The following is a 13907-nucleotide window of genomic DNA, read 5'->3' on the forward strand; positions in this document are numbered from 1 at the left end:
CACATGGAAAGAAGACCGCGGCGACGTCCTTCTAGGCCCGCCCGCCAGCTTGCGCGGCGCATTCTTGTCGTCACCGAAGGCACCCGCACCGAACCGCAGTATGTTGAGGGTCTGAACAAATATCTGCGAAGCAAAGGAGCGACTGCTTGCGTTAAGTCCTTTGCTGTAGGCAAGGACCCGCTGAAAGTCGTCCAAAAGTGCATAGTCGAGCGAGACGAAGCTGTGCGGAATGGAAAGCGCTTCGACGATTGTGTGTGCTTAGTCGACGTGGACGAACACCATGCGCTGTCTGCAGCAATTTCGCTCGCCGAGCAGGAAGAGATTCAGCTTTTAGTCTCGAATCTCAAGTTCGAGGTGTGGCTGCGCTGGCACGCCGAAAGGAAACGCGCGCCACTTACTTCAAACCAGCTAGATGAGCTTGTCACCAAGTTGGGCCTCGTGAAGAAAAAGATCCTATCGCCGACATTCCCTTTCGACGGGGTGCATGACGCTTGTGCGTTGGCGCGAACTAGTGACCCAGATATGCGGCCAGGGCGGAAGGTCCCGAACCCATCATCGGCGATGCCGATCCTCGTAGATTTATTGCAAGGCAACCAGACACAGGGCAATTAGAGTACGCCCGTGTAACCCCGCACTATATCCACAAAGCTTCAGGCTTGTGAATTCCGCAGAGCCTCTCTAGACAGCAGTGTGGGGCCGGTACGAGTTTGTACCGGCCCCACACTCAGGACGAAAGAAGCAGCTTAATTAAGGCCGCGGAATGTTACGCAGGTTGGACTGCGCCATGGTCAGCATCTGACCAACGCCGCCACCAAAGACGGTGCGGGTGGCAGCCTTGGAGAAGCCCATGAGCTGCGCGAAAGTCAGTGTGGGCGGGATGGACAGGGCGTTGGGGTCGGTGACCATATCGACGAGGACTGGGCCGTTGAAGTCCAAGGCCTCGCGGATTTGGCTCCGTGCCTGCTTCGGGTCTTCGATAAGCACGTGCTTGATGCCCACTGCCTGGGCGATGGAGGCGAAGTCCACGTGATCGTGGTCGGTGCCGAACTCCGGCAGTCCCTGTACCAGCATCTCCAGCTTGACCATGCCGAGTGAGGAGTTGTTGAATACGAAGATCTTCACCGGCAGGTTGTGGGTCTTGACGGTGATGAGCTCACCCATGAGCATGGAGAGTCCGCCGTCACCGGAGAAGGAAATGACCTGGCGGCCTTCGTTGCCGGCCTGAGCACCGATGGCCATGGGCAGTGCGTTGGCCATAGTGCCGTGGCGGAAGGAGCCAATCTGCTGACGCTTGCCGTTCGGGGTGATGTAGCGAGCACCCCAGACGTTGCACATACCGGTGTCCACGGTGAAGATCGCGTCATCGGCGGCTTCCTCGTCGATGATGTTGGCCACGAACTCGGGGTGGATGGGCTGCATCTTTTCCACGTTCTTGGTATAAGCATCGACGACGTGGTTGAGCTTGTTGTAGTGCTCCTTGAGCATGCGGTCAAGGAAGCTGCGGTCCTTCTTTTCCTCGACGTGCGGGAGGATGTTTTCGATGGTTGCTCCCACGTCACCGGTGACGGGGTAGGAGATCTTGGTGCGGCGTCCAATGTGGGAGCCGTCGATATCGATCTGGGCAACGTTGGCCTGAGGCAGGAAGTCGTTGTAGGGGAAGTCGGTTCCCAGAAGGATGAGCAGGTCTGCCTCGTGGGTAGCCGTATGGGCCGCACCGTAGCCGAGCAGGCCAGACATACCCACGTCAAAGGGGTTGTCATACTGGATGTACATCTTGCCGCCGAGGGCGTGGCCGATGGGGGCCTTAATCTTCTCAGCGAGGGCGAGCACCTGCTCACGAGCATCCTTGGCACCGCAGCCCACGAAAAGGGCCACGGTCTTGGCCTTGTTGATGGCCTGGGTCAAAGCCGCAGCCTCTACTGGGTCCGGGTACACCACGGGGCGGCCGGTGGAGATGACGGAATCGGTGAAGGCGTCATTCTCGGCTTCCTGGGTGGATACATCGCCCGGGATGACGAGGACGGACACGCCCTTGCCAGCCATGGTGGACTGGATGGCGTGGTGCAGGATAACGGCGCCTTGCTCGGCGGAGTTGACCATCTCGCAGTAGCCGGAGCACTCATTGAACAGGGCCTCGGGGTGAGTCTCCTGGAAGAAGTGGGAGCCAATCTGGCGGGAAGGAATATGGCTAGCCAGGGCAAGGACCTTGGCGCCATTGCGGTTGGCATCATAAAGGCCCTGCACGAAGTGGGTGTTGCCCGGGCCGCAGGAGGCCGCGCACACAGCCAGCTTGCCAGTGGTCAGGGAGTCTGCCTCAGCGGCAAAGGCCGCTGCCTCTTCGTTGCGGACGTGCACCCACTTGATGGAGGAACGACGCACCGCGTCGACGATGGGGTTAAGAGAGTCACCGACCAGACCATAAATCTTTGTCACGCCCTGGTTTTCCAGGGTCGCTACTAATTGTTCTGCATAACTACGAGCCATGATTCCACTTTCTTCGAAAAGTCTCTTTCTCCTACTAGTGTCCTCACAAAGTTGCGGACATGCCACTCAAGTACTCAATTCTCACACGCCACCCCACATGTGAGCTTGCATACAAGCCGGATCCTTGGGTTGAAACAATAGCGAACGTTCGTTACAGTTTCACTTCATGACCAGAGTCCACACCACCACCCATCGAGCGGCCCGGCGCGCCTATACCTCGCAGTCAACGCCGCTGCACAGGTGGACCTTCTTCGCGGTAATCTCCCTGGGCCTTTTGATGATCGGTCTGGATAATTCCATCCTCTACACCGCCCTGCCGGTGCTGACCCACGAGCTCCACACCACGGATACGCAGCAGCTGTGGATCATCAACGCCTATCCCCTCATGCTCGCCGGGCTCCTGCTGGGCACTGGCACGCTCGGGGACCGCGTGGGCCACCGCCGCATGTTTACTATCGGGCTCATACTCTTCGGCTTCGCCTCCCTCGCCGCAGCCCTAGCTCCCACCGCCTGGGCGCTGGTGGCAGCACGCGCCTTCCTCGGCCTGGGCGCAGCCACGATGATGCCGGCCACGCTGGCACTCATCCGCCTCACATTCGAAGACGAGATTGAGCGCAATACCGCCATCGGCATCTGGGGCTCGGTGGCCGTCGTCGGCGCGGCCGCAGGGCCCACCGTGGGCGGGTTCTTGCTCGAGCACTTCTGGTGGGGCTCGGTATTCCTCATCAACGTGCCCATTGTCATCGGCGCCCTGGCGCTTACGCTCGCCCTGGCCCCGCCCAATATTCCCAACCCCGCCAAGCACTGGGACCTGGCCTCCTCGCTCTACGCGCTAGTGACGCTGGCTAGCCTCATCACCGCCATCAAGTCCGCGGCCAGCACCCATCGCTCGGCGCTGCTCATCGGCGTAACCGCCGCGGTTTTCGTGCTGGGTGCGAGCCTATTTGTGCGCCGCCAAGCGCGCCTTTCGGATCCCCTCTTAACCTTTGACATCTTCCGCTCCCCCATCTTCAGCGGCGGCGTCATCGCCGCGGGCGGCGCCATGTTCGGCATGGCCGGGTTAGAGATGATGACCACCCAGAAGCTGCAGTTGGTGGATTCCATGTCGCCCTTGCACGCGGGCCTGTCTATCTCCGTGGTCGCGCTCGCCGCCCTGCCAATGTCCGCGCTCGGTGGCTCCATTCTCCACCGCGTGGGCTTCCTCCCCCTTATCAGCGGCGGCTTCGCGTGCATGGCGCTGGGCATCGGCGGCGCCGTCTGGGCCGCGCAGCAGGATCACTTTGCCCTCTTCCTCGCCGGCCTGGCTGGCGCCGGGATGGGTGCCGGCTTGACGATGTCGGTTTCCTCCACCGCCATCATCGGCGCAGCGCCCATCCACCGCACCGGAATGGCAGCCGGCGTGGAGGAAGTCTCCTATGAGTTCGGAACCCTGCTCTCCATCGCGATTACCGGTTCCCTTCTCCCCGTGTTCTTCCATTCCGGCTTGCCTGCGGAGCTCAAGGAGCTGGGTATAGAGGCGTTGCGCTCGCCCCACACGCACGACATCGCGGCGCTTGCCTATAACGACGCCTATACGACTATCCTTAAAGGTCTAGCCGTACTCATGGTCGTGCTGGTCGCCATCACCGCCTGGTGCTTCCGGCACAACCCCAAGTCAGGAGGCAATGGTGCCGCGCATTAGCAAGAAGACCACCGCGCTAGAGGCCGCCCTAGAGATAATGGAGAAGGACGGCGTCTCCGCGGTGACCTATGACTCCCTGGCGCAGGCCACGGGCATGTCCAAGTCGGGCCTTATCTATCACTTCCCCACCCGCCACGATCTTCTGGTGGACTGCCACCGCTATTGTGCCGCCCGGTGGGAAGAAGAGCTCGTGGACATCGCCGGCGCCCCCGCCAGCGCTCTTGATCTGCGCCAGCGCCAACGCGCACTGGTTATTTCCATGGGCAAGAATGATCCCGTCATTGAACTGCTCATGAGCATCCACTCCCAGCAGCACCCGGACTATTCCGCGCCCTGGGACGAGGTTGATAGCCGCTGGATGCCGGACCCCGGTGCCGAGAGCGACGGCGACGAGGACTTCGCGCGCATCGCCATCACGGTGCTGAGCACCGGCTTATGGGTCCACGATCACATCACCAGCCGCAATCTCTCCGCTCATAACCGTGAGCTACTCACCCGTCGCATCTTGGATTACATCGATTCCGGGGGCGCGAGCCCGCTCATTTAGGGCTCTATTAGCACGGACCCCCGGCAACACATTCACGGGCAACGATCTCCACGATCCGATCCACTTCGGCGGGAGGGAGCGGTTCCGGCAGAGTGAAGCGAACGGCACTTCTCGCGGTATCGGCATCGAAACCGCAGGCCAGCAGCACCGGCGAGGGCTCTGTGGATCCGGCCGCGCAGGCCGAACCGGAGGACACGGCAAAGCCAGCCACGTCCAAAGCAACAAGAATGGCCTCACCACTGATGCCGGGAAAGACAAAGGAGGCGTGCCCGGGCAAACGCTCACTGCGGTGTCCGGTCAGCTGCGCGCGCGGAACCTGTTCCACAATCCCGGCGATGAGCCTTTCCCGCGAGTGCACTAAGGCCTGAGCTCGGGTGCCGATTCCTTCCTTCTGCAGCGCCGCGACGGCGGCCCCGAAGCCAGCGATGCCGGCAACATTGAGCGTGCCGGATCGCAGCCCCTGCTCCTGACCCCCTCCATGCATCTGTGGCGACACCGCTACTCCGCGGCGCACAATCAGCGCCCCCACGCCCTGCGGGCCGCCAAACTTATGGGAGGCCAAGGCCATCGCCGCAATCCCCGCCCCCGGCCCCGGCCAGGCACCGGCGGCCAGGCTCACGGGAAGGGCCGGGGCAGCTTGTACGGCGTCAACCAAAAGCGGCACCCCGGCAACCTGCGGCAGCTTTTGGACGGTGCCCACCTCGGAGTTGGCCAGGGCCATGGCCACCAGCGCCGTATCCGGGGCCAGCGGCTGCGAACACACTCGCCCCGCCGCATCGACGTCCCAGTAGTCCACCTTAAAGCCGTGCATCTTTTCTAGGTAGCGGCAGGTTTCCAGGATGGAGGAATGCTCAATTCGGGTGGTGACCAACCGGCGCCCGCGCGGGTTCGCCAGCGCAATACCCGCCACCGCCAGGTTATTAGCCTCGGTTCCCCCGGAGGTGAAAATCACCTCGGAGGTATCCACCCCACAGGCCTGCGCCACCTGCGTGCGAGCGTTTTCCACCACCGCGTGGGCACGCTGCCCATAGGAGTGAACGCTGGCGGGGTTGCCGGGGAAGGCATCATAGACCTCCAGCATCGTCGCGCGCGCCTCCGGCCGCAGGGGAGCGCTAGCCGCCGCATCGAGATAACGCGAAATCATCGCGCATCCAACCCGAGATCCAGGGCCCGCACGGAATGGGTGAGCGCCCCGACGGAGATAATATCCACGCCGGTGGCCGCGATCTCCCCGACGGTGGAAAGGCTGACCCCACCGCTAGCTTCGACCACGCAGCGCCCAGCGATGAGTTCGACGGCCGCGCGCAAATCCTCCAGGGTGAAGTTATCGAGAAGGATGCCGGTGGGCCCACTCGCCACGACGTCTGGAACCTGTTCCAAACTATCGACCTCGACTATAAAGGCGGTGGTGTGCCCCGCACGCGCGCGCACGCGTCGCAGCGCCGCAGTGGTATCACCTTCAAGGGCGGCCAGGTGATTGTCTTTGATCATGATCGCATCTGAGAGCCCAAAGCGATGGTTGCTACCACCCCCGCAGGCCACCGCATGCTTGTCGAAGGCGCGCAGCCCCGGCGCCGTCTTCCGAGTATCGGCGATGCGAGCGGCAGAACCTATGGCTGCCACCGCCTGCACATAATGCGCGGTTTCGGTGGCAATACCACTCATGCGCTGGCTGAAGTTCAAAGCAGTGCGCTCGGCGGTGAGTATTCCCCGAGCCGGGCCCGCCACCCTTGCTAGGACTGCGCCGGCGGAAAAGGCCTTCCCATCTGCCGCCAGCTCCGTGACGCTAATGCGCGGATCCACTTGGGTGAAGGCCTCACGCAGCACCTGCCCGCCGGCGAAGACGCCCCCCTCGCGAGCGCGCATCTCGGTGCGCAGCTGCGCACGCGAATCCACCACTAGCTCTGCGCTGATATCGCCCCAGGGAGCGTCTTCCTCCAAGGCGCGGGCGACGGTGGTGCGGATGAGGGCTGGGGTGAGCATGTGTTGATCTCCTTGATGGAAAAAGCGGTCCGGCGCGCGAGCGCGGGATCGTTAAGCGGGTAGTCGAGGCGCTGATGAGCCCCGCGTGATTCCGTGCGGGCCTCCGCGCCCGCGGCGATGAGCATGGCAATGATGCCCGCATCGCTGCCAGCGGCCAGCGGAGAAGTGACAGCAGATAACGCGGCAGATGGAGCAACAGTAGTGACAACAGAAGCAGCAACGTTGTGGGCCATGGCGATTCCGGAAGCCTCACGCGTTATGCCCAGGTGCGTGCCCACCGCCGCACGCACGGACTCCAGGGCTGCGCCGCCCACTCCATTTACATCCCCAGAAACAGCGGTACCAGGGGAACCAGAGTGAGAAGAAGCGCTTTCAGAATCCGCCTCGGGGATAGTGAGCGCTTCGAGGATTTCTAGCTTTTGGAACCCTTGGCCGCGGTGAACCCAGGGCCGGCCCAAGGCCGCTGCAGCTCGGGCGCCAAAGACCAAGCCCTCCAGCAGCGAGTTGGAGGCTAGGCGGTTGGCGCCATGTACTCCCGTGGATGCTGCCTCGCCCACGGCAAAAAGCCCCGGGATGCTGGTGCGCCCGTCTAGGTCTGTCGCGATGCCACCCATCGAGTAATGCGCGGCCGGGGCCACCGCGATGGGCTCGCGCTGCCAGTCCAGGCCGCGCTCCTTGGTAGCGGCAGTAATCTGCGGGAAGCGGGTAGCCAGGGACTCTATCCCCGTGGCGTCAAGGAATACGTGCGTTCGCCCGCCCTCGCGGAGGACTTGGTCGATGGCGCGCGAGACAACGTCACGCGGGGCCAGCTCGGCGCGCTCATCAAAGCGAGGCATGAAGCGTCTGCCCCCGGCATCACGCAGCACCGCACCTGCCCCACGCACCGCCTCGGAGATCAGGAAACCGCGCTCCCCGGTCTGGGCAGGATCAAGACCCGCCCGCGCCGGATCAAGACCCGCAGGCGCCGGATCAAGAACAGTGGGGTGAAATTGCACGAACTCCATATCGGCTATCAGCGCCCCGGCGCGCGCAGCCAGCGCTATGCCACTGCCCCGGGTGGCCGGGTGGTTGGAGCTGCGCGGATATAGGGCCCCATAGCCTCCGGTAGCGATGATGACCGCATCCGCGGCAAGGATCGTGCCATCATCAAGCTGCACCCCGGCGATGACACCATCGCGCAGGATGAGGCGGCGGGCCTCGTGCCCCTCACGCAGCTCCAGGCGTCCGGCGGCGATCATCCTCGTGGCGCGCTCAACCAGGTGGGCATGAAGCACTGCCCCGCTGCGATCCCCGCCGCAGTGCACGATACGGTGGCAGCCGTGGGCGGCCTCGAGGCCGAGTGTGAGCGCGCCCGCAGCATCGCGGTCGACGGCGAGCCCCTGCTTCACCAACCGGGTAACTACGCCCACCCCATCGAAGGTCAGCTGCGTGGCGGCCTCCACGTCAACGAGGCTGTGACCAGCGGCCAGCGTATCGTGCAAATGCGCCGCGGGACTATCGGTGGCGGCCAGCGCGCAGGCGATACCGCCTTGGGCTAGCGGCGAACTGCCGCGTGTTGCCTCACCCGAAAAGACCGGGGTGATAAGTGTAAGCCCATCAGCACTAGCCCCATCAAGTGCGGCAAGCGCGCAGCTTAATCCGGCCACGCCGGAGCCGATGATAACTGCATTCATGGCCGGGCCTCCAGCATCCGCTCGAGAGCAACTCTGGCAGCGGCGGCCACGGATTCCTTCACGGTCACCCGGTTCGGAGTCCGGCCCTCCAGCAGGGACTCCAGCGTCCATGCCAGATAAGCGGGGTGGATGCGATACATCGTGGAACAGGGGCAGACCACCGGGTCAAGGCAGAAGATGGTGCGATCCGGGTACTGGGCCTGCAGCCGGTTGACCAGGTTGATCTCAGTGCCGATGGCGATGGTGTCCCCTGGCGTGGAGGCCGCCACCTGCTTGCGAATGTAATCGGTGGAACCGGCGCCATCGGCGGCGCGCACCACCGGAGCCGGGCACTCTGGATGGACTATCACCCGCACTCCCGGAAACTCCCGGCGGGCGCGCTCGATCTGGGCCACGCTAAAGCGTCGATGCACAGAGCAAAAACCGTTCCACAGGATCACCCGGGAATCTTGCAGCTGCTCAGGGGTATTTCCTCCCAGCTTCTTCCCGGGGCGCCACAGCGGCATCTGCTCCTCACCGATCCCCATATCGTGCGCTGTGTTACGGCCGAGGTGCTGATCGGGAAAGAATGCCACGCGGCGACCCCGGGCAAAGGCCCATTCCAGCACCGTCGCCGCATTAGAAGAGGTACACACTATCCCTCCATTGCGACCACAGAAGGCCTTGATATCGGCCGCGGAATTCATATAGGTCACCGGAATCGGCGGCTCCTCAAGGATCTCACTCAGCTCAGTAAAGCACTGCTCCACCTGGGCAAGGGTGGCCATATCGGCCATGGAACAGCCCGCGGCCAGGTTGGGCAGGATGACCGCTTGCTCAGGGTGGGAGAGTATATCTGCCGTCTCCGCCATGAAGTGCACTCCGCAGAATACGAAGGCCTCGGCCTGCGGATAACGTCGGGCTGCCTGAGCCAACATGAAGGAGTCTCCCACATCATCGGCATGAATAATGACCTCGTCGCGCTGATAGAAGTGTCCAAGGATTCGCACGCGATTCCCCAAGGCCTTCTTCGCGGCGATGATCCGCGCCCGCAGCTCCTCCTCGCTCGCCTCCGTATAGGCTGCGGGCAGTGGCTGTTGCCGCGGGATGGCTAAGGGCACCGGATCCTGGGCCGAGGCCCCCGGCCCGTAACCCGCGCCCGGATCACTATCGACGGACCACGGCTGGCGCTCCAACTTGCTATCGCAGCTGCCCTCCTCGGCGGCGGTGATTGCTATCAATTCGGCGACACTGTACATGGTGGATACTCCGTATCTTCTAAACCTTCAAAGCCCTTGAATCTCTGCGTTCTCTTTGGCGCTGATTACTATGTAGCGGCGATAACCGTGCAGCGGTCTTAGCTACTATTCCCGCAACCGATACAAGGTGGCCGGGCGGTGCTTCGCCCCCGTCTCGGTTTGCCCCGTGTCCACTAAGTAGCCCTGCGCCAGGGTCTGTCTGCGGAAGTTGGCCGGATCGACTCGGTGGCCAAGGATCGCCTCATGGACGCCGCGCAGCTGGGCCAGGGTAAAGACTGGGCCTAGGAAGCGATGTGCCACAGTGGCGTAGCCGGTCTTCATGCGCAGGCGCCAGAGGGCATAGTCCACAATGTCGGCGTGATCAAAGGCCAGCTCTGGCAGGTTATCGGCGGAAAACCACTCGACATTATCCACTGGCCCGACCGCCGGTTGGGCCAGTTCGTGCCGCCCGTACTGGGCCCAGTAGGCGATGGTAACTAGGCGCTGCGCATTCCCGGAACGCTCCACCCCACCGAAGGAGTAGAGCTGCTCCAGGTAGGCGGGTCCGCGTCCCACCGTGGAAAGCAGGGTCCGCTCGGCGGCGCCACTTAAGGTCTCGTCGAAGCGCAGTGGCCCACCCGGCAGGGCCCATACCCCGGAAAAGGGCGGGCGCAGGCGGCGTACCAGTGGCAGCCACAACGTGGTCCCAGACTCACCAGATTCACCGGTCTCACCCTGCCCAACTGACAGCTCCGCCACCCGGGCCTCGGCGGGCGGGCGAAGCGCAAAAGCCACCGCCGAAACCGCTACCAGTGGAGGCAGGGTGCGGCGCTCGGTGGCGCTGAAGGCGGAATAATCCATGGCTTTCATTCCTTTACTACCGGCGCTTCCCGTATGCCACGAGAGGCACTCGGCCTTTATCCTGCACTTTTAGTTAGTGTCAGATTGACTTTAACTAAGCGTACAGCATCCCCGCTCAGCAGAAAAGACACTCACACACCGCGATTCCGTGGAGGCGCGCAGAAAGCGCCGATAGCGCACCAGCCGCCTGCGGGCGCGAAAACCGCCACCCCGAGCACGAATGAGTTTCGTCACCATAAACCCTGTGTGAAACCCACCCCACGCCCTGGCTCAACTAGCCCCAACACCACAGTCCCGCCGTCCAGAAAACTCAATGAAGTGCGCGGAGTAGCGCGGCCAAGCACTCCTCATCTTCGTCCACGCGGGAGAGCCCCAATGTCCGCCTGCAGCCCGCACTACCCTAAACCGGGGCCAAAGGAAAGGACTCCTAATTAGAGCACGGCTCTACTATGGAAGCGTAAAAAGTCCATAGATCACTCAATGATCATCAAAGAAAGAGGAATACAGTGTCAAAGGTAGCTCTAGTCACAGGTGCAGCACAGGGAATCGGCCGCGGAATCGCCACCAAGCTGGCCAATGACGGTTTCGACATCGCCATCGCCGACCTTGGCTTCCAGGAGGAGACCGCCGCCGAGACCATCAAGGCCGTTGAAGCAGCTGGCCAGAAGGCAATCTTCATCGCCCTCGATGTCTCCAAGAAGGAGAACTTCGACGCCGCTGTAGACGAGGCCGCAGACAAGCTCGGCAGCTTCGACGTACTGGTCAATAACGCAGGCATCGCGCAGATTAAGCCCCTGCTTGACGTGACCGAGGAAGACCTCAACAAGATCTTCGCCATCAACGTCAACTCCGTCGTATTCGGCATCCAAGCCGCCGTGCGCAAGTTTGACGAGCTCGAGGTTAAGGGCAAGATTGTCAACGCCGCCTCCATCGCGGCCATTAAGGGCTTCCCCATCCTGGGCGCCTACTCCACCAGCAAGTTCGCCGTTCGCGGCCTCACCCAGGTTGCCGCCCAGGAGCTCGCGCCCAAGGGCCACACCGTCAACGCTTATGCTCCCGGCATCGTGGGCACCGGCATGTGGGATCTTATCGATGAAGAGCTCAGCAAGATCAACGGCAAGCCTAAGGGCGAGAACTTCGATGAGCAAGTCGGCGACATCGCTTTGGGCCGCACCTCTGAGCCCGAGGATGTAGCCGGCGTGGTCTCATTCCTCGCCTCCGAGAACTCCAACTACGTCACCGGCCAGGTCATCTTGGTTGATGGCGGCATGCTCTACAACTAAGCCTTCGAGCCCAGGGATCCCAGTGAGCCCGTGAACCCAAAGCCACAAGGTTGAGAGCCTTAGGCAACGTGAAGAAGTTCTGAGAATATCTCCCGCGGCCGGGGCACGGGCGGAGGTGAGTCTGAACCCTGCGGGGTCGAGACTCACCTCCGCTTTTTCGATCTGCCACACTGGAAAAGTATGTCTCCCGCTTTGCCCGCCACGAGTTTCGAATCCTACTGGTACAGATTATAAAATCGGTATTTGCAGCCACGTTGGCGTGGTGGTTGTCTACCACCTACTTGCACACTGACTTCCCCTTCCTGGCTCCGTGGACCGCGTTGCTGTCCATTCATCCCACCACCTACCGCACGCTGACCCGCGCAGCGCAAACCCTCATCGCCACAATCTTAGGGATAGCAGTGACCTATTCCGTGGCGGCAGTCTTTGATATTGCGGTGTGGACCTACGCCTTGGCGCTCCTGATCGGACTGCTCCTCGCACGTCTGCGCTGGATCCGGGAGGAAGGAATTACCGTAGCCACTATGGCAATCTTCCTGCTCAGCGACGGCTTTAGTGATGACAGCTCACAATTGGCCGACCGAGTGCTGGAGATTGTCGTCGGTGTGGCCGTGGGGTGCGCGGTCAACCTTCTTATCTTCCCACCTTTCCGAGATCAGCAGGCCACCTGGCTGACCGGCGCCACCCTGCAACGCTTCGGGGAGATCCTGCGTGTCATCGGCGAGAGCCAGCCGGCGCGCTGGAGCGCCGAAGATATCCAAGACTGGCTGCGCACGACGACTGAGCTCAGCAATAAGCTCACCCATGCCTGGTCCCAGGTGAACTTCGCCCGGGAGTCGCGGCGCATCAACCCGCGGCGCCTAACCATAGGCGAGGTATCTGAGGAGGAATGGGAGGAAGCACTACGCCGCACTTTCACTGGGCTCTCGCACCTTCAGATACTCATTAGCGCCCTTGCCGAATTCTCCCCTCAAGACACGCCACGCAACAGAACCGACACCAGCACCGAGAGCGAGCATCTCTTCCTCGCAAGCTGGCTGGAGATCGCCCGGCGGGCCGGCCAAGCTTTGGAGGCTCCCGATTCCCGCGCCTTTGGCAGCGCGGATCTGCGCCGACAGTTGGCGAATCTGCGCCACGAATCCTCCTCACGTGAGGATTTTTCTTCTGCGCCTTGGCCTTTGTATGGAGCCCTACTTAACAGCCTTGAGCAGGTACTTAGCCTTATCGATATCCGCTACCCCCAGTAGTGGTACCTCACCCTTATTGCCCAAAATAAAATGGGCGTACTATAAGAATTTAGCAACATTAGTATTTCGAAAATCTAGGAGGATTTCCATGGCTTATCGCACTACCAACCCCTACACCGGCGAGGTTGTCAAGGAGTTTGACACCGCAACCCCCGAGCAGATTGAGGAAGCAATCACCACCGCGCACCAGGCCTTCCTGTCCTGGCGCGACACCCCCTTCACCGAGCGCGCCGCAGTACTCCAGGCCGCCGCCGACGAGCTGCGCGCGAACTCCCACGAATACGCCTCCATCCTCACCCTCGAGATGGGCAAGCTCATTGGTGAGGCCGAGGCTGAGGTCGAGCTCTCCGCCAAGATCCTCGAGTACTACGCCAAGTTCGGCGCCTCCCACCTGGCTCCGCGCTACCTTCCGGCTGAGGGCTTCGGCGATACCGACGTTGCCTTGGTTAATGATCCCCTTGGTGTTCTCTACGCCGTTGAGCCCTGGAACTTCCCCTTCTACCAGGTCGTGCGCATCTCCGCCCCGCAGCTGATGGCGGGCAACACCATCGTGCTCAAGCATGCCTCCAACGTCCCGCAGTCCGCCCTGGCCATGGTGGAAATGTACAAGCGCGCCGGCGCACCTGAGGGCCTACTCAACAACGTCTTCGCCTCCCACGACGCCTCCGAGACCATCCTGGCTGACCCGCGCGTACGCGGCGTTGCCCTCACCGGCTCTGAGGGCGCCGGCGCTGCCATCTCCTCCACCGCCGCCAAGAACCTCAAGAAGTCCACCCTGGAGCTCGGCGGTGCCGACGCTTTCATCGTGCTTGACGACGCCGATGTGGCAAAGGCCGCCAAGTGGGCCGCCTTCGGCCGTCACTGGAACGCCGGCCAGGTTTGCGTTTCCTCCAAGCGCCTCATTGTTGATGACTCCGTCTACGACGAGTTC

Annotated in this window: 12 protein-coding genes; 6 read left to right on the top strand and 6 right to left on the bottom strand. The window is 62.3% G+C overall.

The window, feature by feature from the left end; genetic code table 11:
• The first annotated feature begins 3 nt into the window (after positions 1 to 3).
• Positions 4 to 612, top strand: a complete 609-nt coding sequence (locus tag B2696_RS08580) for an RloB family protein (RefSeq protein WP_286955000.1) — start codon at positions 4 to 6, stop codon at positions 610 to 612.
• A 135-nt stretch (positions 613 to 747) separates the two neighbouring features.
• On the opposite strand, the gene B2696_RS08585 is transcribed toward B2696_RS08580, so the two are convergent.
• Positions 748 to 2484, bottom strand: coding sequence for a pyruvate dehydrogenase (locus B2696_RS08585; RefSeq protein ID WP_075730531.1), 1737 nt, complete (start codon positions 2482 to 2484; stop codon positions 748 to 750).
• A 166-nt stretch (positions 2485 to 2650) separates the two neighbouring features.
• On the opposite strand from B2696_RS08585, the gene B2696_RS08590 reads away from it, so the two are divergent.
• Entirely contained in the window at positions 2651 to 4165 is a 1515-nt protein-coding gene (locus B2696_RS08590) for an MFS transporter (protein ID WP_075730532.1), read from the top strand.
• The gene (locus tag B2696_RS08595) at positions 4149 to 4712 is read left to right on the top strand and encodes a TetR/AcrR family transcriptional regulator (protein WP_232315922.1); all 564 of its coding nucleotides are present in this window, start codon (positions 4149 to 4151) and stop codon (positions 4710 to 4712) included. Before B2696_RS08590 ends, B2696_RS08595 begins: the two co-directional genes overlap by 17 nt.
• A gap of 7 nt (positions 4713 to 4719) precedes the next feature.
• Here B2696_RS08595 and B2696_RS08600 read toward each other — a convergent pair whose 3' ends face one another.
• From B2696_RS08600 to B2696_RS08620, 5 genes are all read right to left on the bottom strand, one after another.
• A complete protein-coding gene (locus B2696_RS08600) occupies positions 4720 to 5856 on the bottom strand; it encodes a cysteine desulfurase family protein (protein ID WP_286955001.1) in 1137 nt (378 codons plus the stop codon).
• Positions 5853 to 6695, bottom strand: a complete 843-nt coding sequence (gene nadC / locus B2696_RS08605; protein ID WP_286955002.1) for a carboxylating nicotinate-nucleotide diphosphorylase — start codon at positions 6693 to 6695, stop codon at positions 5853 to 5855. Before nadC ends, B2696_RS08600 begins: the two co-directional genes overlap by 4 nt.
• Positions 6611 to 8368: an L-aspartate oxidase gene (locus B2696_RS08610; RefSeq protein WP_286955003.1), complete on the bottom strand. Its 1758-nt coding sequence runs from the start codon at positions 8366 to 8368 to the stop codon at positions 6611 to 6613. The genes nadC and B2696_RS08610 overlap by 85 nt, the downstream gene beginning before the upstream one ends.
• Positions 8365 to 9606 carry a quinolinate synthase NadA gene (nadA, locus tag B2696_RS08615; protein WP_286955004.1) on the bottom strand — a complete coding sequence of 414 codons (1242 nt, stop codon included), beginning with the start codon at positions 9604 to 9606 and terminating at the stop codon, positions 8365 to 8367. Before nadA ends, B2696_RS08610 begins: the two co-directional genes overlap by 4 nt.
• 105 nt (positions 9607 to 9711) lie before the next feature.
• Positions 9712 to 10446, bottom strand: coding sequence for an NUDIX hydrolase (locus B2696_RS08620; RefSeq protein WP_232315923.1), 735 nt, complete (start codon positions 10444 to 10446; stop codon positions 9712 to 9714).
• A gap of 506 nt (positions 10447 to 10952) precedes the next feature.
• On the opposite strand from B2696_RS08620, the gene B2696_RS08625 reads away from it, so the two are divergent.
• The 3 genes from B2696_RS08625 to B2696_RS08635 all read left to right on the top strand — a co-directional run.
• A complete protein-coding gene (locus tag B2696_RS08625) occupies positions 10953 to 11729 on the top strand; it encodes an acetoin reductase (protein ID WP_286955005.1) in 777 nt (258 codons plus the stop codon).
• A 230-nt stretch (positions 11730 to 11959) separates the two neighbouring features.
• Positions 11960 to 12976: an FUSC family protein gene (locus tag B2696_RS08630; protein ID WP_286955008.1), complete on the top strand. Its 1017-nt coding sequence runs from the start codon at positions 11960 to 11962 to the stop codon at positions 12974 to 12976.
• An 88-nt stretch (positions 12977 to 13064) separates the two neighbouring features.
• On the top strand, positions 13065 to 13907 hold an 843-nt coding region (locus B2696_RS08635), incomplete at its 3' end, for an aldehyde dehydrogenase family protein (RefSeq protein ID WP_286955006.1).

This window comes from Corynebacterium sp. UBA4397, assembly GCF_002390965.1.
GTDB lineage: Bacteria > Actinomycetota > Actinomycetes > Mycobacteriales > Mycobacteriaceae > Corynebacterium > Corynebacterium flavescens.